The following is a 21,979-nucleotide window of genomic DNA, read 5'->3' as shown; positions in this document are numbered from 1 at the left end:
TAATATTATTGAGATTATAGCTGAGGCGGAGCGCCTTGGCTTTTTTTCGTTTTCTCGGCGTTCGCTCGGAGTTCAAGTATATGCCCCCTTACCATTCTTCTGATTCGCTAAACATACTCTCAGGTAAGCCACAAACCGAAATCAAATACTGACAAGCGTTATAATCTACCCAAAGCGCCCCATCTTCAGAATGGTGGAAATACTTGTCTGGTAGTGTTCCAAGGTATGCACCATTTTTATATATAGACACCCCACCTTTTCGGCTTGGTAACAGTCCAGTGTATCCTCTGCATAGTCCATGCTTCAAAGCGTTGCTATTGCCATATTTTGGCTTTCTGTTGCCCCTGTTGCCTTTTGCTACTTGGTTACCTGGTAAAAATCTCCCTCGGCTATCACGTTCCATATTTCCCCCTTATACGGTGTTCGTTTTGTAAATTGCACACTACTTCATATTGTCTCACAATCTAGAACCATTCAGCCAAAATCTATCCCCTTTTTTAATATACTTCAAAAACTTCTTATAGTGCTTATGATACCTGTCACGTTTCATATACCTTGGTCTTTCAGGGAAACCATCAAACATATATCCACCACGTCTAGGACTCCACCCTGGTTCTACCTTTCTAGCTTCCCTAAGCGCAAGCTCCCAGTAGTATTGGCAATCCGTTTTACTACGGTTAAGAGTGCTCTTGTGGATATCTAGACAAGTACCGCAACTAAAATACAAATACCGTTTATAAAGCAACCTGCACCGTCTACCACAATCAGGGCAAAGAAAGAAATAGCGATAACCTCCCTTAGTTCCTGCTATTCTGTCTAATTCAAATGACTCTCCACCAAAATCAATCATTAAATTATCCAAATCAATCTCTAAACGTTGACCGTCCAACTCAGCTATACCCTTAGTTATTCCTCTCAGCTTCATTGGTTTAGTGATTGTTTCTATTGCTAACTGCTTCATTATTTCCCTCTATATGGAAAAACCCAAAACTATTGGGTTCAGTAGTAGTGAAACCACAAAAAGAGGCAATGCCCCTTTGCTACTATTCTTCACTGAGTAAGCCACTTACTACCACATCACGGACAAATTGAGCTTGTTTTTCTTTGGGTAGTTGCAAAGCTTCAAGTAAAGACTCTAGAACTTGCTTGTCAGTTCCTGCAATCAACTTCTTAATGATATTCTGGAATTGTCCTTCCAAGTACTCGCAAAAATGTATCCGATGTGCTTGTGTCGGCTGCACTGGTACTGGTGAGCTATCTACAATCAGCAAGAAGCAGGCTTCCGCGATTTGGGCGAATAACTTTGCACGCGCTTCAGGGTGTCTGTATAACTCATAGGCATTTATGCTGGTGTCTTCCGTCCGGAGCTTCTCACCTAGTTCAATCAGTTTAGGCGTATCTTCAATACATACTGGTGTAGCATCCGCCATAAAATCGTCACGTTTGCGATTGAGTTCCTCCAGTTCCTGATCTGCCTGTTCAAAGTATGCTGGTTCTATCATAGGGCTTCCTCCTTTCTTTATTTGGTTAAAAATTGCGCTTCATCCTCTTATCTTTAATGTCTGTAATAATAAATACGTTCCCCTCTGATTGTTTTCCAATGCGACTGACTAGCTTATCATTATAGATTCTGGCCAGCTCTTTTCCGTTGTGATTGGTGTTGATGATAGTTGTGTCTCGCTTATCAAAAATCTTGAAAAGAAAGGCCTGTACCCAATTATTAGCTTCATTTTTTTGGCTGTTCATAACGCTTTCTGTGCCTAGATCATCAATAAAGAGATAGTCAACCTCTGTCAGTAGCTTCAAGGCATCATACTCTGTAAAATCACTCTGTCTATACTGCCAACCTGACTGAATGCGCGTGATAATCTCAGTAATACTGACAAAAAGCACACTCTTAGGCTCATTCCTAGACTTATAGCCCTCGTTAATGGCTTTGGCCATAGAATAGCATAAATGACTTTTGCCAGTACCTGGATTGCCCATAATCAGCGTGTTTCCTGTCATACCGTTTAGGTACTCCTTAGCTTGTTTGATAGCAAACTCCTTGGCCTCGTGTTCCTCTTTTGTCTCGGCTTTGAAAGTGCTAAAAGAGGCCTCTCTCAGCTCATTTGACACCGTACTTTCACGCGCTAGCACATCATAGGTTGAAGAGTCCAGATCATGACCTAGGGCTTTTTCTATGCCCTCTAGCTCCGTCTGTTTGATGTTCTCCCTAGTACATTCCATGCAGTAGGGTGATGTATAACCATCTGGCTTTTTGAATTGTACTAGGTTAATCTGATGGGTGGGGCAAAGCTCATCAGTGACCTTTATTTTTTCATTGAGCTGGTCTGTATTCAGTAATTCCATTGTTTCTCCTCTCCGTCAGTAGATAAACGGGTCTTGAATATCATCGTCAGACTGACCTTGTTTCTTTTGCTGAAACAGTCTCTGTTCATCTTCGACTTGTACCATGGTTCTAATACCATTCTGTCTCCAGTTCTTGAGTATTGAATTGATATAGCTAAAAGATCGCTTGCCGTTATCTGCAGCCTTGTCTATGGCAATCTTGATAACCTCTAGCTCCATACCGTCAAGAGTGAGATAGTCAGTCAGTATTTGATATTGTTGCCCATCCATAACCCCTATACGCTTTTGGTAATAGTTAGAGATTTCAGCAGTAGGAGCAGAAAAAGTTTTTTTCTCTATCTCTTCTTCTAACTCTTTCTCTATCTCTATCTCTTTCTCTATCTCTGTTGGACACGAATTGGAAATTGTCAAAGATGGTTGGACTTCTTCCAATTTTGCTTTTTTTCGTTGTTCACGTTTATAGTTTGCCCAGTTTGTTTCACTCTCAACCAAGGCTTTTGCCTGTGGTAGTTCTGCGTTTTTATCTTCATCAACTTGTATTAGACCACACTTAGTAAAGTATGCCATGGTCATATCTATATCATCTTCCGATACGTCTAATTTTAGGGCTAACTCTTCCTTGAGATTGTCAAAGTAACCCTCATAGTATAAAATACAGTCACTTTCTAAGCTCTCTAGCATGAGCCTAATATAAATCACTGTCATAGTGTACCCACCAGGTACCGTTTTTAGTCTCTTGATAAAAATATTATCAAAAAATTTCTTATCAATTTTTAGCCAAAAATATATTTTAGTTTTTGCCATTCTCCACCCCCAGAAACTTCCAGATGTCCGTCACTTTGTAATAGATTTTCCTAGTATCTTCTAGCGGGGGCTGGTATCGTCTTAGCCCAGCTTTTTCCCACTTTTGGAGCGTCAAATATTTTATATCTAACTCGTCCATGACTTCCTGAGCTGAGATTAAACCTGTCAGTCGTGGTTTGAGTCTATCACGCGCTTCCAGGTATCTTTCCACTACCTCCAGAATGCCATGCGATAGGTCTTGCTCACTTTCTCGGCTTAGGCTAAACATATCCGCCCACCTCCTTCAAGGTTTCTTTGTAACTCTCTAAATCAGCATTTAAAAGGACAGTTAGGCGCTTTTCTTCTTCTCGTATCTGATTGTAAAATGTTTTTGCACCGTCCAGTAACTCCTCTTTGTTAGCTGGAATAAAATATCCTCTAAATGTTCCATGACGTACCCCGATGATAGGAACGCCGTAGCGCGTGATCAGACGGCTGATAATATCTTGCACGGTTCTTTCTGCTAGCTTAGTGATCAGGCTGATTTCTGCCCCTGTTATGGAGTTCTCAGCCCCCACTTTGATTAGTCTTAATACTCGTTTGTCATTCTCTGATAGACTCATTCAGTTTCTCCCCATACGTTGACCCCTGCAAGCTGGATATATCGCCCATATTCAGGGTTTAAATCCTCGTTAGGTGTTTCTATCGTCTGTTGGTTTTCTCGCTCAAATTGGGCGCTTTTTTTGCGATCTCGGTGGTTTAGATAGACCAGTAAGCCAATCAGTACCACGGAAAAGGTAAGCGCCTGTGTATTGGTTAAATCTAGTTCATTCATGTCAGTTTTCCTCATAAATCATCTTGCTACGGGTGTACTCAGTCGAACTTGTCCATAAATCCAAGAGGTTCTTTTGCCCTCGTTTTTTCTTTGCAATATCAACTGCCAAAAGTTCCCAGACGTAATTTAATAATTGACTTCGATTCATAGGATAGCCATTTTCTTTAGTTATTTCAGCTAGGTAAGTACTCAAAAAAAGAAATCCATCAAAATTAGAAAGGCATTTTAAAAGATCCATATCCCCCCAAAAATTTTTATAATATGAATATTCTCTCCACTCTAATTCTCCTATTACCTCAGATACTACTCTCTGTTTCATCCTTTCCGTCTGTTCCTTGAGTGTTTCCTGTTGTTCATGGTATTCTGTGCTAGTTAGTTCATTATAAATATCGTCTAAGTCGTTCAATACTTTACTGATTTCCCTTTTAGCTAATGCAGTTCCATCTCCTACAAGAATTTCTTGTATTTCTTCTAAATTTGTTGAAATAGCTTCTAATTGATCTGCTATCATATTTTCCTCCGTTGGCCTTTTAATGGTTGTTTACTATACAGGATATCCTCACGCTCAGAGTCGCCAAATTGAAAGCGTGAGAAAGTACCAGTTTTAAGAGTTGGCGCTCTCCGTATGGTCAAATTGCCCTAAATATGCTATAATCTAGGTATAAATCTTACTAAAACCTCTTTGATAATAGCTTGCCTGCTTTTTGTTAAATTCGTTTTAGTGTTAGTGTTAAAGGCTCTGCGGTGTGGTTATTGCTAAGCCTTTTTTTGTTGCTCTCACGCGCTTCTTTGGCGTGTATTTTTATTTCTGAATGCCATAGCCTTGATTTCTTGGTAACTCATATTCAAGCCAATCATGGCTATTACCATATCCTCAAAGGCTTGATATTGCTCCAGCTCGTCACTGGTCAAGCTATCGATGCCATTGTAGCCCCCACGTTCTTCCCTTAACTGCTTAGCGTTCCTGTCGGTCACTGCCTTCAGTAGCAAGTTGTTCATGGTGCTATGCGCGTGCTTTGGGGCTTGTTCCCAATTCTCAATGCTGTCATGCAGTGTTTTTCTTTTTGGCTTTTCTAGCGCCCTCTGCATACGAAACTTAGAAAGTTCCTCACGCATTTCAAAGAAGGATTTGACCAGGTTGGTTTTGAAGTTGGCCACTTGCTCGGTGTTCTTTAAGAATGTAACTAACAAGGTCGCTTGTTGTTCGTTCAAAATATAGTCCTTGGTATTCTGGCCACTTTCCATAGCTTGGATTTTAAATCCAACCTTTCCGAACTGTTCAAATCTTACTTGATGTTTGCGGATCGTCTTGGTTATTGTGTGATGGTGCAATCCCGTGCATTCTGCAACGATACTGCTTAGTGTATACGGCTCTTTCTTACCGTCCATGTAGACTAGTTCCATTGTGCTTCTACCTCCTGCATGAATCTGGTTAGCTTGCTTGTCAGACGGCTCTTCTCGTCCATATTTTGAGCCTCTGCAATGGCTTTGGCTAGTGTATCGATATAATACCGCTCTGCCTCTACCAACGTGTTAGGGGCTTTTATAGTGGTCTGTGGTTCTTCCACCAGTTCCCCTTCCATGTAGTAGCCTTGTTTTCTAATATCTTTTAATACTTGCTTAACCCATTTCTTAAACTCTTTTGCTTTTGGTTTGCGTGATTGGAATAGAATCTCATATAATCCTTGCTCAGTTAAAAACCAGACTTGCTGAACGCCTCCAGGGGTAAGAACTTTCTTCTTGTCCTTTTCGTCTTGGTCTACCATTTCAAGAAACTTGCTCAAACTACTATTTGAGTAGTCAATCATTCTAGCAACCTCCCCAGCTCTAAAAAGTGGGTTGTCAAAATCTCCGTAGATATCCAACGCTTGACCGTGGAAAATAGTAGTAGTGACAACCTGCAATAGTTGCCCTTGGTCTGTTGTCTCTTCAAAAATACTTACTTGTGTTGTCATGTCTTGCTTGACCTCTCTGTATAACTTGTTTAGTCTTTTTCTGCTTTCCTTGTTGGGCTTATGCTTGCCCTGTGCCCACTTGCCAACCGTTCGGGGGTCTATGCCTATTCGTTGGCCAATAGCTACCAAGTTCAACCCGTGAGTGGTTCGCATTTCATCGATGACCCTTGTATAGTTCCTCTTCATTGCTTGCCTGCCTTTCTATTTATCCAACCTTTAACAAGTCATCAATCGTAACTTCTAAAAAGTCAGCTACTTTCTGCAATGTCTCAAAAGTCGGATTTTTTGAACGCTCATAATACAATGCCGTCAAAGTGCTTTTTGATAGCCCTGTTTCTCTTGCAACATCTGCCACCTTCAAGCGTTTCTTTGCTAAAATAACACGCATATTATTTTTCAAATGTCTTACCTCTTTCTATTATTTTTAAAATCAACCTCCAGCAGAATAGATTGAAAAGTGTTATGCTGGAGGTTCTGTTCAGACACTTTTTGTCTTTGTCAAGGATATTTTTTATTTTATTGGACTTTTTTTGTCTGGTTCAAGAAAAAGAATGATATAATACATTTGAAAGGTGTTGATATAAATGAATAGATTAAAAGAGTTACGTAAAGAAAAAAAGCTATCTCAAAAGGAAATAGCAAAAGAAATGAGCATATCAGAAAAGACTCTATCACGCTGGGAAAACGGAGAAAGCCAAATTAAACCAGAAAAAGCCCAGCAACTTGCTAAATACTTAGGGGTAAGCGTTGGATATCTGTTAGGCTATGAAAGTTTAGATATAATTTTAAATATGTCAAGAAACGGAGAGTTTAAAAATCATGATGAAAAAAAAGAAATGATAAATTCATTAGCTTTTGTAGAAGGTTATTTAGAATCTCTTACAGGTAATAAACGATTCATCAAGAAAGTTTTCGAATCTCCTGACGCTCTTGATGTTTTACCTGCCGTTTATAATTTACTTCTTCAAAAAAAAGAGCGCGAGGCTTTATTACTCGTAGGCTTTCTTACTCTTGGAGAAAAGGAAAAAACAATATTGCTTGATTTACTAGAATCACTTTGTAGAAAAATGTAAATAATAGTACCTCTATTTTGCAAAAAACGAAAAAATAGCAAATAGTTCTCCACTTCTTACTATCTATTGTGCAAAAACGGGGGAAATTGACGAATAGAAAGCCGATTTTACAGACTAAAGCGCAAAAAACGGCAAAATTGTAAAATAGCAACAAAAAAGACAAGCTAGCTACTGCCAACTTGTCTAATAGTACCTAACTGAAAATAAGCGAAAGGTTAGGTATTTACAACATGATTATACCACTCTTGCATTTAAAATGCGACCTATAGCATACCCACGCGCCACAATGTCCAACAATCCTGAAGCGCGTGGATTCTCGTGGTTCGCTCAAGCTTCAAGCCTATATAAGCCCCATATCTACCAATTTTGTTGATGTCAACAAATGTCAACCACTTACAATATTTTAGAAAGGATACTTTATTATGGAACTTCAACAGTACGATGAATTAACTTTTGAAAATATCAAACACATAGACGAAAATGGAGTAGAATTTTGGTACGCCAGAGAACTACAAACCATTCTAGAATATATGGAGTGGCGTAACTTTAACCAAGTTATAGACAAAGCAAAAATAGCCTGTGAAAACTCCGGAAAGCGCGTGGTTGCCAATTTTGTTGACGTCAACAAAACTGTACAACTTAATTTTGGAACGCGAGAAATTGCAGATATTAAACTCTCTCGCTATGCCTGCTATTTGATTGTCCAAAATGGCGACCCTAGAAAAGAGGTCATTGCACTAGGGCAATCATATTTTGCTATTAAAACCCGTCAGCAAGAACTACACGATGATTTTAATCAACTTACTGAAGATCAGAAACGCATTGCTATCCGTGATGAAATAAAACATCACAATAAATCGTTATCTGAATCTGCTGGCAATGCCGGTGTTAAAAACTTTGGCCGATTTCACAACTCAGGATATCAGGGCTTATATGGTGGGTTGACTATGCAGGATATCCATAACCTCAAAGAACTAAATGAAGGTGAACATATTTTAGACTTTATGGGAAGTGCTGAATTAGCCGCTAACTTATTCCGTGCCACTCAGACCGACGAAGTTCTACGACGTAGAAACATAAAAGGCGAAGACCTCGCAAATGATACCCATTTCAACGTAGGCCGAACCATTAGAAATACCATGAAAGAACTCGGAACAACTATGCCGGAGAATCTCCCTACTCCTCGTGAAAGTATACAAGAGTTGAAAAATAAACAGAAAGAACTTGAAAAACAAGCTGATAATAACCAACTTTCATTATTTGATGATATGTAATAGTGGGCCATATTAACCCCATATCCGCCTTGTTTCAAACTCTGGTATTATTTGCCGCCTGACTCTTTAAAATTGAATACAGGGCAAACTATGAAGCCCTAGCATGATTTAAACCACAATCTAAAACCTTTTTAATAATGGCTTGCCTGCTGATGTATTTTAGAAAGGTTTATCATCATGAAAATAACTGAAGTTATAAAAAAAGACGGTAGTAAAGTCTATCGTGCTAATGTATATCTAGGAGTTGACCAGGTAACAGGAAAGAAAGTAAAAACCAAAGTAACAGGTCGGACACATAAAGAGGTAAAGCAAAAGGTCACTAAAGAAAAAATAGCTTTTCAAAAAGCAGGATCTACCAGACAAAAGGCTGTTACCATAAAAAACTATCAAGAATTAGCTAATCTCTGGTTGGAAAGTTATAAGAATACGGTTAAGCCAAACACTCAAGGCAATGTTAGAAAGCTAATCGATAATCATATATTGCCTATTTTTGGGGCTTATAAGCTCGATAAGCTCACTACTCCACTTATCCAGTCAATTATCAACGAACTTGCTGACAAGACTAATAGAGGGGAAAAAGGGGCTTTTCTACATTATGACAAGATACACGCTTTAAACAAACGTATCTTACAGTATGGCGTAACCATGCAAGCTATACCGTCCAACCCTGCCCGTGATGTTGTTTTACCTCGCAACACTCAGAAAGCAAAGCGCCGAAAGGTAAAACACTTTGAAAATCAAGAACTAAAAAAATTTCTTGGTTATCTCGATAATTTAGATAGCGATAGATATCGTTACTACTATGAGACAACGCTCTATAAGTTCCTATTGGCTACTGGTTGCCGTATCAATGAAGCTTTAGCCCTTTCTTGGTCTGATATAGACTTAGATAATGCCGTTGTGCATATTACCAAAACACTAAATCGGGATCTAGAAATCAATAGCCCAAAATCTAAGGCTAGTTATCGGGATATAGATATAGATCAAGCGACTGTTAGCATGCTAAAGCAGTACAAACTGCGCCAAACTAAAGAGGCCTGGAAGATAGGGCAACGTGAAAGCGTGGTATTTTCTGATTTCATTCATGAGTATCCTAGCAGTTCAAGGCTTAAAAGAAGATTGCAAACACATTTTAAGCGTGCTGATGTTCCTAACATTGGCTTTCACGGATTCCGTCACACTCACGCTAGTCTCTTGCTTAACTCTGGAATACCATACAAGGAACTCCAGTACCGCCTAGGTCATTCCACTTTATCAATGACCATGGATATATATAGCCACCTATCAAAAGAGAACGCAAAAAAAGCAGTCTCATTCTACGAAACTGCACTAAAAGCACTATAGGGGGAGCAAAAAGGGGAGCAAATTCAAAAATCAACGTTTCAAGACAAAGCAAAAAGCCAATAATAACGGTGTCTTTGTAAGATTTTATTTGAAAAAAGCCGATTTTGTAGTATAATAGTACGGTGTGAAAAAATCTGAAAAACGAGAAAGGATAAGGGATATGAAACAAGTTTTTCTCTCTACAACAACTGAATTTAAAGAGATCGATACGCTTGAACCGGGTACTTGGATCAATCTCGTCAATCCGACTCAAAATGAATCACTCGAAATCGCCAACACCTTCGATATTGATATTGCCGACCTTCGAGCACCGCTCGATGCGGAAGAAATGTCTCGTATTACCATTGAAGACGAGTATACCCTGATTATCGTAGACGTGCCGGTCACGGAGGAAAGAAATAACCGCACCTACTACGTAACCATACCGCTTGGTATTATCATCACTGAGGAAACCATTATCACTACGTGTTTGGAACCACTACCTGTCCTTGATGTCTTTATCAACCGTCGATTGCGTAATTTCTATACCTTCATGCGTTCACGTTTTATCTTTCAAATTCTTTATCGCAATGCAGAGCTTTACCTAACAGCCCTTCGTTCAATCGACCGCAAGAGTGAACAAATCGAAAGTCAACTGCATCAATCAACTCGTAATGAAGAATTGATTGAGCTCATGGAATTGGAAAAAACTATCGTCTATTTCAAAGCCTCCCTCAAAACAAATGAGCGCGTGATTAAGAAATTGACCAGTTCAACCAGCAATATCAAGAAATACCTTGAGGACGAAGACCTGCTTGAAGACACCCTGATTGAAACCCAACAGGCCATCGAGATGGCAGACATTTATGGAAACGTCTTGCATTCTATGACAGAGACCTTCGCCTCTATCATTTCTAACAACCAGAACAACATCATGAAAACCTTGGCTCTTGTGACCATCGTCATGTCCATCCCAACCATGGTCTTTTCTGCCTACGGGATGAACTTTAAGGATAATGAAATCCCCCTAAACGGAGAGCCAAATGCCTTTTGGTTAATCGTCTTTATCGCCTTTGCTATGAGTGTCTCGCTCACTCTCTATCTCATCCATAAAAAATGGTTCTAAGAGGAGTTCCTATGTCTCAAATTGATCTACAAAAATTAACTAAGAAAAACCAAGAGTTTGTCCACATTGCTACCCAACAATTCATCAAAGATGGGAAAACAGACGCTGAAATCCAAACTATTTTTGAGGAAGTCATTCCCCAAATCCTTGAGGAGCAATCTAAAGGTACAACTGCCCGTTCCCTCTACGGTGCACCAACTCACTGGGCTCACAGCTTCACTGTCAAGGAGCAATATGAAAAAGAGCATCCAAAAGAAAATGATGATCCAAAACTCATGATTATGGACTCAGCCCTTTTCATCACTAGCCTCTTCGCCCTCGTCAGCGCCCTCACAACCTTCTTCTCAGCAGATCAAGCTTTCGGCTATGGATTGATTACCCTCCTCTTAGTTGGACTGGTTGGTGGATTTGCCTTCTACTTGATGTACTACTTTGTTTACCAATACTATGGACCAGATATGGACCGCAGCCAACGTCCGCCTTTCTGGAAATCTGTACTAGTTATCCTAGCTTCTATGTTCCTTTGGTTGCTTGTCTTCTTTGCAACAAGCTTCCTACCAGCTAGCCTTAACCCCGTACTCGCTCCAGTGCCACTGGCTATTATCGGAGCAGCCCTCCTAGTCCTTCGCTTCTATCTCAAGAAACGCTTGAACATCCGCAGCGCAAGTGCAGGACCAACACGCTATTAAGAATAATCATAAAAGCAACTGCAGGTGCGGTTGCTTTTTACTACTTTCTTAATTTAAAAGCATTCTTCTGAAATCCCACATAGCTTTCTCTTATCTTTTGTGATAAAATAGGCTCATACTCAATGAAAATCAAAGAGCAAACTAGGAAGTTAGCCGCAGGTTGCTCAAANNATAGAACTGACGAAGTCAGTAACATATATACGGCAAGGCAAAGCTGACGTGGTTTGAAGAGATTTTCGAAGAGTATCAATCTATTTCTAGGAGGATCAGATATGATTTCTACTATTGGTATTGTTAGTTTATCTAGTGGCATTATCGGAGAGGACTTTGTCAAACACGAAGTAGACTTGGGTATCCAACGTCTCAAGGATCTGGGACTCAATCCTATCTTTTTGCCCCATTCGTTAAAAGGATTAGACTTTATCAAGGACCATCCTGAAGCGCGTGCAGAGGATTTGATTCATGCCTTTTCTGATGATAGCATCAATATGATCCTATGTGCCATCGGTGGAGACGATACATATCGCTTACTACCTTATCTTTTTGAAAATGACCAACTCCAAAAGGTTATCAAACAAAAAATTTTTCTTGGCTTCTCGGATACAACCATGAACCACCTCATGTTGCATAAATTAGGAATCAAGACTTTTTATGGTCAATCCTTTTTAGCAGACATTTGTGAATTAGACAAAGAAATGCTAGCCTATAGCCTTCACTACTTTAAAGAATTGATTGAGACGGGAAGAATTTCAGAAATCCGCCCTAGTGACGTTTGGTATGAGGAACGAACTGATTTTAGTCCCACGGCCCTGGGAACACCTCGTGTCAGTCATACAAATACAGGTTTTGACTTGTTGCAAGGAAGTGCCCAGTTCGAGGGGAAAATCCTCGGTGGTTGCCTAGAATCCCTCTACGATATCTTTGACAACTCTCGATACGCAGATAGCACGGAGCTCTGCCAAAAATACAAACTTTTCCCTGACTTGTCAGACTGGGAAGGGAAAATCCTCTTGCTCGAAACAAGCGAAGAAAAGCCTAAGACAGAAGACTTCAAAAAGATGTTGCTAACTTTAAAGGACACTGGCATATTCGCGGTCATCAATGGACTCTTGGTCGGAAAACCTATGGATGAAACTTTCCATGACGACTATCAAGAGGCACTATTGGATATCATTGACAGCAATATCCCGATTGTCTATAATCTGAATGTCGGCCACGCAACTCCAAGAGCAATTGTACCCTTTGGGGTCCATGCTCATGTAGATGCACAGGAACAAGTCATTCGCTTTGACTATAACAAATAAAGCTGGGAAAAGTTTCTCAGCTTTTTTCTCGGTATCATTACTGGCATTTTCATCACATATTACAGCACATTGAAACTAGAATAGTACACCTCTACTTCTAAAACATTGTTAGAAATCGATTTGACTGTCCCGATCGATTTGTCCTGTTCTTATTTCATTTCTCTATACTGATAGCTAAAATGATTAAGGAGAGGCTGTTGCTTAACATGTGAACAAGTAGGGGATAATAGATATTCTCCTTTTCTTTCACAAAAATAATAGAAAGGGCAAGACCAGCACCTAGATAACCGACTGCACCAACCCACTCGGACAAATCCAAGCTGTGCATATGAGTCAGAGCAAAAACAAGTCCTACCAGAATAATGCTTAGTAAACCTGACAACCGTTCCTGCAAGTAATGCAATAAGACCTGACGGAAAAATAATTCTTCTACCAGAGGTCCAATGACACAAGCAAAAACAGCTATCAGTAGTGGTTGTTCTTGAAAGGTACTTTGAATATTCGACTGGTTTAGACCTTGTCCATCTAGTCCCACAAACTGCTTCAACATCTCTGATACAAATTCAAAGACAACAGTCATCAGAATGAGAAAGAGCCATCCTGTTAAGACTCCAAAGAAGAATTTTCTTTTAGTCTTTCTAATCTCCTTCCATTGTTGGATCAATCTATCCTTGAACAAGAAGGAGCCATATAGAGCTAAAACTACATAAACAAGATAATTTGCAATGGCAGATGGCATTAAAGAAGCCAGCAATTTAACGCCATCAAACACAGAGAGGACTGTATAGAGAATCGCAAAAATCAGAATCCCCTTATTTTTGTTAGACATCATTTAAGACCTTTCCACTCACAATCATTCTCGTGGTCATCAACTAGCCCTGCAGCCTGTAGAAAAGACAATACGGCGACTGGGCCTGTGAACTTGAAGCCTCGTTTTTTGAGATCTTTGGCTAATTTCTCAGATAAGGGCGTTTTAGCTGGGGCTTGGCGATAATCAGGAACATCGTTAACGACAGTTTTCCCCTTAACAAAAGACCAAAGATAGGCATCAAAAGAGCCGTACTCTGCCTGTAGTCGTAAAAATGCTTGGGCGTTAGCGCGTGTAGCAAAAATCTTGGCTCTATTTCGGATAATGGCTGGATTATCCAGCAAGTTTTCCAATTCGGTGTCGGTCATCTCTGCGACCGCTTGAATTTGATAGCCATGAAAGGCTTCTCGGAAGGCTTGTCGTTTGTTGAGCACCGTTTCCCAAGACAGGCCTGCCTGATAGGTTTCCATACACAACAACTCAAACAATGCTTGGTCATCATGGAGGGGCTGGCCCCACTCCTCATCATGATAGGCGATGTAGAGCGGATTGGTCATCTTGACCCACGAACAACGTTTTGTCATGCTCTACTCCTATTTGACCAACATCTTAAGGGCCGACTTGATATAGTTCTCAGCTGTATCTGTCGTTCCTTCGAAGAATTTCTTGATTTTCTTGAGCTCGGTTGCCTTGTAGCCCAGCGCCAACATGGCTTCCATGGCTTCTTCCAGTTCTTGGTTTTCAGCGCTAGCTTGCACTGCCACCTTGTCAGGAAGGTCATCTCCTGCAACTACTACCTTGCCTTCCAAGTCCAGCACCATCTGCTGGGCTGTTTTCTTGCCAATTTTAGGGAATTTGGTCAAGTAGGTGATGTTCTTAGTTTCAATGGCTTGAACCAAGCCAGCATTGTCATCAGCAGCGATAATAGCAAGAGCTGATACAGGACCAATTCCAGAGACCGAAATCAGACTAAGAAAGAGCTTTTTCTCATCCTCTGAGCGAAATCCATAAAGCAAATGGGCGTCCTCACGCACAACCTGATGCACATAAATCTGAGCCTCCTGATTAACCTGACCTGAATAGGCATAAGGATTGGCCACATGCAGGATATAACCAATACCATTGGTTTCAAGAACAATGTATTTGGCAGTAATTTTGGTAATGATTCCTTTTAAATATGCGTACATAGTGTTCCTTCTCTCTTATTTCGTTTATCTAGTATATCATATTTTCTTTATCCGAGGAGCGAGAATCGATTATCACAAATACAGTATATCAAAAACAATCGGTATTTATCTGTTGACATATTCAAAATTAAGTACTATAATCATCTGTAATTGAATAACTATCTTCAGGGCAGGGTGCAATTCCCTACCGGTGGTATAGCCCACGAGCCGAAAGGCATGATTTGGTGAAATTCCAAAGCCGACAGTATAGTCTGGATGAAAGAAGATAAAAGTATATTTGTGCTTTTTGCGTGCTCTGAAATGATTACTTGTCATTTCAGAGCATTTTTGTTAATCGCATAAGTTTTCTTTTGTATGCCTTGAGTAGTTCCCTATTCAAGGTATATTTTTTGGAGGTAGTGAGATGAGCGATTCAAAATATATGAAATTAGCAATAAAACTGGCACAAAAAGGGGCTGGTTACGTCAACCCCAATCCTATGGTCGGCGCAGTTATTGTAAAAGATAATCACATCATCGGACAAGGTTATCATGAGTTTTTTGGTGGCCCACATGCTGAGAGAAATGCTCTTAAAAACTGTAGAAAATCCCCTGTCGGAGCGACGCTTTATGTAACACTTGAACCCTGTTGTCACTTCGGGAAAACACCTCCCTGTATAGATGCTATAATCGATAGTGGTATTACAAGAGTAGTCATTGGAAGCCTAGACTGTAATCCTATTGTATCTGGAAAAGGAGTAAAGATACTTGAGGAAAATAATCTTCAAGTTACTGTTGGAATTTTAGAAAATGAGTGTCTTAACTTAATAAAAAGTTTTAGAAAGTATATTACCCAGCATGTACCCTATGTTTTTATGAAATATGCAATGTCAATGGATGGAAAAATAGCCACTAAAACAAATCAATCCAAATGGATTACTGAAGAAGAAGCAAGAAAGCATGTGCATCAGTTACGACACCATGTTAGTGCAATTATGGTGGGAGTCAATACTGTTATTCAAGACGATCCTTTGCTGACATGTAGATTGGAGGAAGGGAAAAATCCTATCCGTATCATATGCGATACACATTTACGAACTCCTCTTACCTCTAAAATCGTAAAAACAGCAAATGATATTAAAACTTACATTGCCACTTCCTCTGAAGACAAAAATAAAATGAAGCTATATCAAAATCATGGCTGTGAAATACTTTCCATAAAGAAAAAAGGCAATCATATAGACTTATCGAGTTTAATGCAACATCTAGGAAACATGCAGATTGATAGCCTAGTTCTAGAAGGGGGCAGTCTAATGAATTGGAGTGCTTTGGAACAACAAATTGTTGATGAGCTGAAAATATATATTGCACCAAAAATTTTTGGAGGCAGTGCCAAGTTTCCTGTCGGAGGTGAAGGCATTTCTTTGCCAAATGACGCTATTAGATTGAAACCTTATGCTTTTTCTCAAATAGGAAATGACTATCTCATAGAAAGTGAAGTGATTTATCCATGTTCACAGGAATAATTGAAGAAATCGGAAAAGTTGAAAGAATACAGAAAGACTCTCGTAATTGTAAACTATCAATTAAAGCCTCAAAAATATTAACGGATATCCATTTAGGCGATAGTATAGCAGTAAATGGTATCTGTCTTACAGTTACTCATTTCAATCATCAATCCTTTACAGTTGATGTAATGAATGAAACATGGAGTCGAACAGCTCTTACTCTATTAAAACATGGAAGTGAGGTGAATCTAGAAAGAGCCTTATCTGTCAACGGTCGACTTGGGGGTCACGTCGTTACAGGACACATTGATGGTACAGGAAAAATCTCGTCAATAAAAAAAGATGATAATGCTGTATGGTATCAAATCAACACACAAAAAGAAATTTTAGATTTAATAGTTGAAAAAGGATCTATTACAATTGACGGCATTAGTCTGACTGTCGCTAAAGTCTCCAAAGTAAACTTTTCAGTATCTGTTATCCCTCATACCTTGGAACAAACCATTCTTAAGAGTAAACAAGTCGGGAGTACAGTAAATCTTGAAAATGATATCTTAGGTAAATATGTGCAAAAACTGATGGATAATTCTCCAAAATCAGAAATATCTAAGGAACTATTATATCAAAATGGATTTTAGCAGAAAGGATAATCAGTCAATGGAATATCGAAAAATACAAGAAGCATTAGAAGCATTGCAGAAGGGACGACTTGTTCTTGTTATAGACGATAAGGATAGAGAAAATGAAGGAGACTTAATTTGTTCTGCACAAGCAGCTACAACAGAAAATGTTAATTTTATGGCTACTTATGCCAAAGGATTAATTTGTATGCCTATGAGCGAAAGTTTAGCTAATCAATTAATGCTTTCACCTATGGTTGAAAACAATACAGATAATCATAAGACTGCTTTTACAGTTTCAATTGATTATAAAGAAACGACCACAGGTATTTCTGCCGAGGAAAGAGGACTGACCGCACGTATGTGTGTAGCTGAAGATATAACACCCTCTGATTTTCGCAGGCCAGGACACATGTTTCCTTTAATTGCAAAAAAAGGTGGTGTTCTAGAAAGAAATGGACACACAGAAGCAACTGTTGATTTATTAAAATTAGCTGGACTAAAAGAGTGTGGCCTATGTTGTGAAATAATGAATCATGATGGCAAAATGATGAGAACAGATGATTTAATTCAGTTCTCGAAGAAACACAAGATTCCACTAATTACCATCAAAGAATTACAAGAATATAGAAAAGTATATGATCAGCTGGTAGAACGAGTTTCAACTGTCAATATGCCTACTAGATACGGTAATTTCAAAGCAATTAGCTATATAGATAAACTAAATGGGGAACATCATCTTGCTCTTATTATGGGAAACATAGAGGATGAAGCCAATGTATTATGTCGGGTCCACTCCGAATGTTTAACAGGAGATGTTTTAGGCTCTTTACGTTGCGATTGTGGACAGCAATTCGATAAAGCTATGAAAATGATTGTTGAGAATGGTTCGGGTGTCTTACTTTACTTGCGACAGGAGGGACGAGGAATTGGACTTATCAATAAATTAAAAGCCTATCATTTACAAGATCAAGGCATGGATACGCTTGATGCCAATCTTGCATTAGGCTTTGAAGGTGATTTAAGAGAATATCATATTGGAGCACAAATGCTTAAAGACCTAGGACTACAGTCACTACATTTACTGACAAATAATCCTGACAAAGTTGAACAGTTAGAAAAATATGGAATTACCATTTCCAGTAGAATACCAATCGAAATAGAAGCCAATCCTTACGATAGTTTTTATTTAGAAACAAAGAAAAATCGAATGGGTCACATTTTAAATATGGAGGAAAAATAAATGAACACTTATGAAGGTAATTTAGTAGCGAACGATATTAAAATCGGTATTGTTGTAGCGAGATTTAATGAATTTATAACTTCAAAATTATTATCTGGAGCACTGGATAATCTCAAAAGAGAGAATGTAAACGAGAAAGATATCGAGGTAGCCTGGGTTCCAGGAGCTTTTGAAATACCTCTGATTGCATCAAAAATGGCAAAAAGTAAAAAATATGATGCAATTATCTGCTTGGGAGCTGTCATTAGAGGGAATACAAGTCATTATGATTATGTATGTAGCGAGGTATCTAAGGGAATCGCCCAAATCAGTTTAAATAGCGAAATCCCAGTTATGTTTGGTGTGCTAACGACAGATACAATTGAACAAGCCATAGAACGAGCTGGCACTAAAGCAGGAAATAAGGGTTCTGAGTGTGCACAAGGCGCTATTGAAATGGTCAACCTAATTCGTACATTAGACGCATAGAACAGACTCTACTTTTAGACGAATAAAGAAACTTGGCAAAATCGCAATTTAATACTCTGTGAAAATCATAGAGCAAACTAGGAAACCAGTCGCAGAGTGGTAAAACACAACTTCGATGTTACAGACAAAACTAGCAAAATTAGCTCAAAACACTGTTTTGAGATTACTGATAAAACTGACATGGTTTGAAGAGATTTTCGAAAAGAATTAGGAAAAAATGAAGTAACTATTTCCATGATAAAACGCATAAAATCAAGGTTTTTGAACACCTGATTTTATGCGTTTTTCTGATTTTGAAAATTTTTCCCAGACTTTTTTATACTTTTAATATTTCCCCAACTCACGGAGACTGGTGTGATTTTCCTGAATACGTCGGAACATCTTTTCCATATCCGACTTGGTAAAATGCACCAAAACAGGACGTCCGTGAGGACAGTTATAGGGATTGTCACATTGAGAAAGCTGATAGAGGAGTTGTCTAGCTGAATGATCATCAATACGATGATTGGCCTTGATAGATCGCTTGCAAGACATCATGATAGCCAGCTCTGCTCGGTATTTCTTGATAGAAACTTCCTTGGTCAAAAGGAGCATGTCGCACATCTCATAGATGCCTGATTCAATCTCTTCTTCTGCCATCCAAATAGGATGTTCACGTAAAATAAATTGATTTTCTCCGTACTCTGCTAGAAAGACGCCCACTTCCTCTAAGAGAGGCATTCTTTCCTTGAGACGCAGGGCATCATCCGCAGGAAATTCAAAGATATAGGGCACTAGGAGTTGCTGCTGACTCTGGTCAACATTGCCAATGCTTTCACGGTACTCCTCGTACTTGACCCGTTCCTGAGCAGCGTGCTGATCTATGATGTAAAGTCCATCTCGCCCTTGGGCAAAGAGATAAGTCCCGTGCATTTGTCCGAAAAACTCCAACTCTGGGAAGCTGGATGCTTCTTCTCGCTCCAGTTTGTCATAAGCCTTATCGATGCTAGCAAGATCTAACTCTGGATGGTCTAGCTGGTCGTAGTTAGCAGGCTTTCTCTCTGCAAAATGCAGTTTTGCTGGCTTGGTCAATCGGTCCAAGGTTTCCTTGGCAAACAGGGTCAAATCCTGCCCTTCATCAGTCAATTCTACCTGATAATCAGCTACTTCAGTTTGACTAGGTCTTGACGGCTCAGTTTTCTCATAGTAGAGCGTATTTTCTTTGAGTGGGAGAATAGTTTGCTCCACCTTCTCACGATTGCGCACGGTCGATTTGGCAAGATTTTCCAAGGCATCTGGAATCAAGGTTTGTTCCTTGAGACTATTTGCAATAGCTTCTGAAACCAGGGTCATCAGTTCTTTTTCCTTGGAAATCCGCACCTCTTGCTTAGTTGGATGCACATTGACATCCGCTAGATAAGGGTCGATATGGATGTGAATGACAGCCAGTGGAAAACGTCCAACCATAAGCTTGCTTCCGAAACCATCCAAAATAGCACGATTGAGCAGGAAGTTCTTGATATAACGGCCATTGATGAAGAGGCTGATATAATTGCGGTTAGCCCGAGTCAACTCAGGTAAAGACACAAAACCTGAAATTTCGAAATCTAGGTCAGAGTTCTCAATTTCAATCATCTTCTTGGCACTGACCAAACCGTAAATCCCTGCGATTGCTTGGCGCAGTTGACCAGTCCCTGCTGTCCGCGTCATTTCCTTGCCATCACTAATCAAGCTAAAAGAAATCTCAGGATGGGCCAAGCCCAGACGGTTGACAATATCAATGATATGAGACAACTCCGCTTGCTGGCTCTTCATATACTTGAGACGGGCAGGCGTGTTGAAAAAGAGATCCTCCACACAAACCTTGGTTCCCACAGGACTAGTCGCTGGGATGACTTCCTCAGCTTCACCCCCACGCGCGACTAACTTGGTTCCATGACTAGCACCATCCACCGCCGTTAACAGAGTCAAGACACTAACAGACGCAATAGAAGGCAAGGCTTCACCACGAAAACCAAGCGTCCGAATCCGAAAGAGATCTGCTTGATTTTTTATCTTACTGGTCGCATGGCGACGCAGGGCCAACTCCACCTCATCGTGGGCAATTCCATGACCGTTATCCGTGATTTGAACCTTTTTGAGACCAGCTTCCTCAATCTCAATGATAATCTGACTAGAGCCCGCGTCAATGGCATTTTCTACCAGCTCCTTAACAACGCTAGCTGGACGCTCGATAACCTCTCCAGCTGCAATCTGGTTTGCCAGCACCTCTGGCAATTCAATAATATGAGACATCTTTCAGCCCCTTTCTATATCTGTTTTCCTAGAAATTGATTAGTGCTATTATACCATATTTCAGATAGGACAAAAAAGCTCCACCACATAGGAGCCAAATCTCTCCACATAGACAAAGTCCCTTGCAAGGGTCTGGAAAATAGTGTTTAATAAAGATATACAGGAAGTGATCACAACCTTGTATAACGAAAAAGGAGAGAAATTTATGAAAGTAGAACTACAGATTAGTGAAACTTACGAAGAGGAAAAGCTGATTGTTCAAGCACCTCAGCCAACAGATAAAGTCCAGAAAGTCATCGAGTTCGCAGAAAATCTGGATCTAACAGAAAAAATCAAAGGGAAAATCAATAATCAGGTCTATCTCGTTGAGATTGGCAAGATTCAACGCTTCTATATCGAGAATCGGAAGGTTCTAGCAGAAACAGCAAGTCAGACCTACACCATTGACTTACGACTCTATCAGATCCTTGAACTCTTGCCAAGCAATTTTATCCAAATTTCCCAATCAGAAATCATCAATATCGACTCCATCTCCCATCTCAAGCTTACGCCCAACGGCCTAGTAGAAATCTTTCTAAAAAATGAAAACTTCACCTACTCTTCACGCCGTTATCTAAAAACCATCAAGGAGAAATTAGAACTATGAAAAAACAAATCTTCCACGACGCAGCTACTGGTGTCCTCATCGGCCTCATCCTCTCTATCATCTTTTCACTCATTTATGCACCAAATACCTACGCACCACTAAATCCCTACTCTATCATCGGCCAAGTGATGGCTCAGCATCAGGTTCACGGTGCCCTGGTCTTGCTCTACTGTACTCTTATCTGGGCAGCCATCGGTATTCTCTTCAACTTTGGTAAACGATTATTCAGCCGTGACTGGAGCATGCTCCGTGCCACTCTGACTCATTTCTTCCTTATGCTGGCTGGCTTTGTCCCACTGGCAACTCTGGCAGGTTGGTTCCCTTTCCACTGGTTCTTCTATCTCCAGCTCATTATCGAGTTTGCGATTGTCTACCTCATCATTTGGGCTATTCTTTATAAAAGAGAAGCTAAAAAAGTAGATCACATCAATCAACTCTTGGAGCATAAAAAGTAAGAACCTCATAATAAGCAAATCCGAGAAAGAAACTTCTCGGTTTTTCTTTATCCTGCTGCACCTTATACTCAATGAAAA

General features: G+C 39.8%; 28 protein-coding genes and 1 riboswitch. Of the genes, 12 read left to right on the top strand and 16 right to left on the bottom strand.

All coding sequences use genetic code 11. The features are described 5' to 3' along the window. Nucleotides 1-88 precede the first annotated feature (88 nt). From HT719_RS06655 to HT719_RS06600, 12 genes are all read right to left on the bottom strand, one after another. Nucleotides 89-403 carry a hypothetical protein gene (locus HT719_RS06655; protein WP_049523637.1) on the bottom strand — a complete coding sequence of 105 codons (315 nt, stop codon included), beginning with the start codon at nucleotides 401-403 and terminating at the stop codon, nucleotides 89-91. 54 nt (nucleotides 404-457) lie between these two features. Next, the gene (locus tag HT719_RS06650) at nucleotides 458-961 is read right to left on the bottom strand and encodes a hypothetical protein (RefSeq protein WP_172928641.1); all 504 of its coding nucleotides are present in this window, start codon (nucleotides 959-961) and stop codon (nucleotides 458-460) included. A gap of 82 nt (nucleotides 962-1,043) precedes the next feature. Continuing rightward, nucleotides 1,044-1,502 carry a hypothetical protein gene (locus tag HT719_RS06645; RefSeq protein WP_172928639.1) on the bottom strand — a complete coding sequence of 153 codons (459 nt, stop codon included), beginning with the start codon at nucleotides 1,500-1,502 and terminating at the stop codon, nucleotides 1,044-1,046. A gap of 25 nt (nucleotides 1,503-1,527) precedes the next feature. Then, entirely contained in the window at nucleotides 1,528-2,352 is an 825-nt protein-coding gene (locus tag HT719_RS06640; protein ID WP_172928637.1) for an ATP-binding protein, read from the bottom strand. A 15-nt stretch (nucleotides 2,353-2,367) separates the two neighbouring features. After that, a complete protein-coding gene (locus tag HT719_RS06635; RefSeq protein WP_045605149.1) occupies nucleotides 2,368-3,156 on the bottom strand; it encodes a DnaD domain protein in 789 nt (262 codons plus the stop codon). Beyond that, nucleotides 3,143-3,424 carry an XRE family transcriptional regulator gene (locus HT719_RS06630; protein WP_172928635.1) on the bottom strand — a complete coding sequence of 94 codons (282 nt, stop codon included), beginning with the start codon at nucleotides 3,422-3,424 and terminating at the stop codon, nucleotides 3,143-3,145. Before HT719_RS06630 ends, HT719_RS06635 begins: the two co-directional genes overlap by 14 nt. Beyond that, nucleotides 3,417-3,758, bottom strand: a complete 342-nt coding sequence (locus tag HT719_RS06625) for a DNA-binding protein (protein WP_050146686.1) — start codon at nucleotides 3,756-3,758, stop codon at nucleotides 3,417-3,419. The genes HT719_RS06630 and HT719_RS06625 overlap by 8 nt, the downstream gene beginning before the upstream one ends. Beyond that, nucleotides 3,755-3,970 (bottom strand): hypothetical protein, encoded by a 216-nt coding sequence (locus HT719_RS06620; RefSeq protein ID WP_172928633.1) that lies wholly within the window; start codon nucleotides 3,968-3,970, stop codon nucleotides 3,755-3,757. The genes HT719_RS06625 and HT719_RS06620 overlap by 4 nt, the downstream gene beginning before the upstream one ends. A 1-nt stretch (nucleotide 3,971) precedes the next feature. Further along, the gene (locus HT719_RS06615) at nucleotides 3,972-4,481 is read right to left on the bottom strand and encodes a hypothetical protein (protein ID WP_172928631.1); all 510 of its coding nucleotides are present in this window, start codon (nucleotides 4,479-4,481) and stop codon (nucleotides 3,972-3,974) included. Between the two features lie 266 nt (nucleotides 4,482-4,747). Then, nucleotides 4,748-5,374, bottom strand: coding sequence for a Rha family transcriptional regulator (locus HT719_RS06610; protein ID WP_172928629.1), 627 nt, complete (start codon nucleotides 5,372-5,374; stop codon nucleotides 4,748-4,750). Next, complete coding sequence (locus HT719_RS06605; protein ID WP_172928627.1) at nucleotides 5,365-6,111, bottom strand: BRO family protein; 747 nt, start codon at nucleotides 6,109-6,111, stop codon at nucleotides 5,365-5,367. The genes HT719_RS06610 and HT719_RS06605 overlap by 10 nt, the downstream gene beginning before the upstream one ends. A gap of 19 nt (nucleotides 6,112-6,130) precedes the next feature. Beyond that, nucleotides 6,131-6,325, bottom strand: a complete 195-nt coding sequence (locus HT719_RS06600; RefSeq protein WP_000794674.1) for a helix-turn-helix transcriptional regulator — start codon at nucleotides 6,323-6,325, stop codon at nucleotides 6,131-6,133. A gap of 184 nt (nucleotides 6,326-6,509) precedes the next feature. Here HT719_RS06600 and HT719_RS11610 point away from each other — a divergent pair, with 184 nt between their 5' ends. The 6 genes from HT719_RS11610 to HT719_RS06570 all read left to right on the top strand — a co-directional run bounded on the left by HT719_RS11610 (nucleotide 6,510) and on the right by HT719_RS06570 (nucleotide 12,714). Then, on the top strand, nucleotides 6,510-6,998 hold the full coding sequence (locus HT719_RS11610; protein WP_240148099.1) for a helix-turn-helix transcriptional regulator: 489 nt from the start codon (nucleotides 6,510-6,512) through the stop codon (nucleotides 6,996-6,998). A gap of 422 nt (nucleotides 6,999-7,420) precedes the next feature. Then, complete coding sequence (dinD, locus tag HT719_RS06590) at nucleotides 7,421-8,272, top strand: DNA damage-inducible protein D (protein ID WP_172928625.1); 852 nt, start codon at nucleotides 7,421-7,423, stop codon at nucleotides 8,270-8,272. Nucleotides 8,273-8,449: 177 nt separating this feature from the next. Then, the gene (locus tag HT719_RS06585) at nucleotides 8,450-9,616 is read left to right on the top strand and encodes a site-specific integrase (protein WP_172928623.1); all 1,167 of its coding nucleotides are present in this window, start codon (nucleotides 8,450-8,452) and stop codon (nucleotides 9,614-9,616) included. 160 nt (nucleotides 9,617-9,776) lie between these two features. Beyond that, nucleotides 9,777-10,721: a magnesium transporter CorA family protein gene (locus HT719_RS06580; protein ID WP_000815629.1), complete on the top strand. Its 945-nt coding sequence runs from the start codon at nucleotides 9,777-9,779 to the stop codon at nucleotides 10,719-10,721. A gap of 11 nt (nucleotides 10,722-10,732) precedes the next feature. Next, nucleotides 10,733-11,410, top strand: a complete 678-nt coding sequence (locus tag HT719_RS06575; RefSeq protein ID WP_172928621.1) for a DUF1129 domain-containing protein — start codon at nucleotides 10,733-10,735, stop codon at nucleotides 11,408-11,410. Nucleotides 11,411-11,682: 272 nt separating this feature from the next. Beyond that, complete coding sequence (locus tag HT719_RS06570; RefSeq protein WP_172928619.1) at nucleotides 11,683-12,714, top strand: S66 peptidase family protein; 1,032 nt, start codon at nucleotides 11,683-11,685, stop codon at nucleotides 12,712-12,714. A 154-nt stretch (nucleotides 12,715-12,868) separates the two neighbouring features. On the opposite strand, the gene HT719_RS06565 is transcribed toward HT719_RS06570, so the two are convergent. The 3 genes from HT719_RS06565 to ruvA are packed head-to-tail and all read right to left on the bottom strand — an operon-like array spanning nucleotide 12,869 to nucleotide 14,709. Then, nucleotides 12,869-13,546, bottom strand: coding sequence for a type II CAAX endopeptidase family protein (locus HT719_RS06565; RefSeq protein ID WP_172928617.1), 678 nt, complete (start codon nucleotides 13,544-13,546; stop codon nucleotides 12,869-12,871). Then, nucleotides 13,543-14,106, bottom strand: a complete 564-nt coding sequence (locus HT719_RS06560; protein ID WP_119946706.1) for a DNA-3-methyladenine glycosylase I — start codon at nucleotides 14,104-14,106, stop codon at nucleotides 13,543-13,545. The genes HT719_RS06565 and HT719_RS06560 overlap by 4 nt, the downstream gene beginning before the upstream one ends. Nucleotides 14,107-14,115: 9 nt before the next feature. Further along, on the bottom strand, nucleotides 14,116-14,709 hold the full coding sequence (gene ruvA / locus HT719_RS06555; RefSeq protein ID WP_172928615.1) for a Holliday junction branch migration protein RuvA: 594 nt from the start codon (nucleotides 14,707-14,709) through the stop codon (nucleotides 14,116-14,118). A gap of 156 nt (nucleotides 14,710-14,865) precedes the next feature. Further along, a riboswitch (FMN riboswitch) is annotated at nucleotides 14,866-14,980 on the top strand. Nucleotides 14,981-15,112: 132 nt separating this feature from the next. On the opposite strand from ruvA, the gene ribD reads away from it, so the two are divergent. The 4 genes from ribD to ribE (HT719_RS06535) are packed head-to-tail and all read left to right on the top strand — an operon-like array spanning nucleotide 15,113 to nucleotide 18,526. Then, nucleotides 15,113-16,213 carry a bifunctional diaminohydroxyphosphoribosylaminopyrimidine deaminase/5-amino-6-(5-phosphoribosylamino)uracil reductase RibD gene (gene ribD, locus HT719_RS06550; RefSeq protein ID WP_001284104.1) on the top strand — a complete coding sequence of 367 codons (1,101 nt, stop codon included), beginning with the start codon at nucleotides 15,113-15,115 and terminating at the stop codon, nucleotides 16,211-16,213. Continuing rightward, a complete protein-coding gene (gene ribE / locus HT719_RS06545; RefSeq protein WP_000493842.1) occupies nucleotides 16,198-16,833 on the top strand; it encodes a riboflavin synthase in 636 nt (211 codons plus the stop codon). The genes ribD and ribE (HT719_RS06545) overlap by 16 nt, the downstream gene beginning before the upstream one ends. 19 nt (nucleotides 16,834-16,852) lie before the next feature. Further along, entirely contained in the window at nucleotides 16,853-18,058 is a 1,206-nt protein-coding gene (locus HT719_RS06540) for a bifunctional 3,4-dihydroxy-2-butanone-4-phosphate synthase/GTP cyclohydrolase II (RefSeq protein ID WP_031222701.1), read from the top strand. Next, a complete protein-coding gene (gene ribE / locus HT719_RS06535) occupies nucleotides 18,059-18,526 on the top strand; it encodes a 6,7-dimethyl-8-ribityllumazine synthase (protein ID WP_001099497.1) in 468 nt (155 codons plus the stop codon). Nucleotides 18,527-18,850: 324 nt separating this feature from the next. On the opposite strand, the gene mutL is transcribed toward ribE (HT719_RS06535), so the two are convergent. Next, entirely contained in the window at nucleotides 18,851-20,800 is a 1,950-nt protein-coding gene (mutL, locus tag HT719_RS06530; protein ID WP_172922145.1) for a DNA mismatch repair endonuclease MutL, read from the bottom strand. Nucleotides 20,801-21,005: 205 nt separating this feature from the next. On the opposite strand from mutL, the gene HT719_RS06525 reads away from it, so the two are divergent. Together HT719_RS06525 and HT719_RS06520 are read left to right on the top strand one after the other, a co-directional pair. Further along, the gene (locus tag HT719_RS06525; protein WP_172922146.1) at nucleotides 21,006-21,446 is read left to right on the top strand and encodes a LytTR family DNA-binding domain-containing protein; all 441 of its coding nucleotides are present in this window, start codon (nucleotides 21,006-21,008) and stop codon (nucleotides 21,444-21,446) included. Then, the gene (locus tag HT719_RS06520; protein WP_172922147.1) at nucleotides 21,443-21,901 is read left to right on the top strand and encodes a DUF3021 domain-containing protein; all 459 of its coding nucleotides are present in this window, start codon (nucleotides 21,443-21,445) and stop codon (nucleotides 21,899-21,901) included. The genes HT719_RS06525 and HT719_RS06520 overlap by 4 nt, the downstream gene beginning before the upstream one ends. The last annotated feature ends 78 nt before the right edge of the window (nucleotides 21,902-21,979 follow it).

It is taken from the genome of Streptococcus sp. k-378 (assembly GCF_013277505.1).
Lineage (GTDB): Bacteria > Bacillota > Bacilli > Lactobacillales > Streptococcaceae > Streptococcus > Streptococcus pseudopneumoniae.
This window is presented reverse-complemented; position numbering and strand designations above follow the sequence as displayed.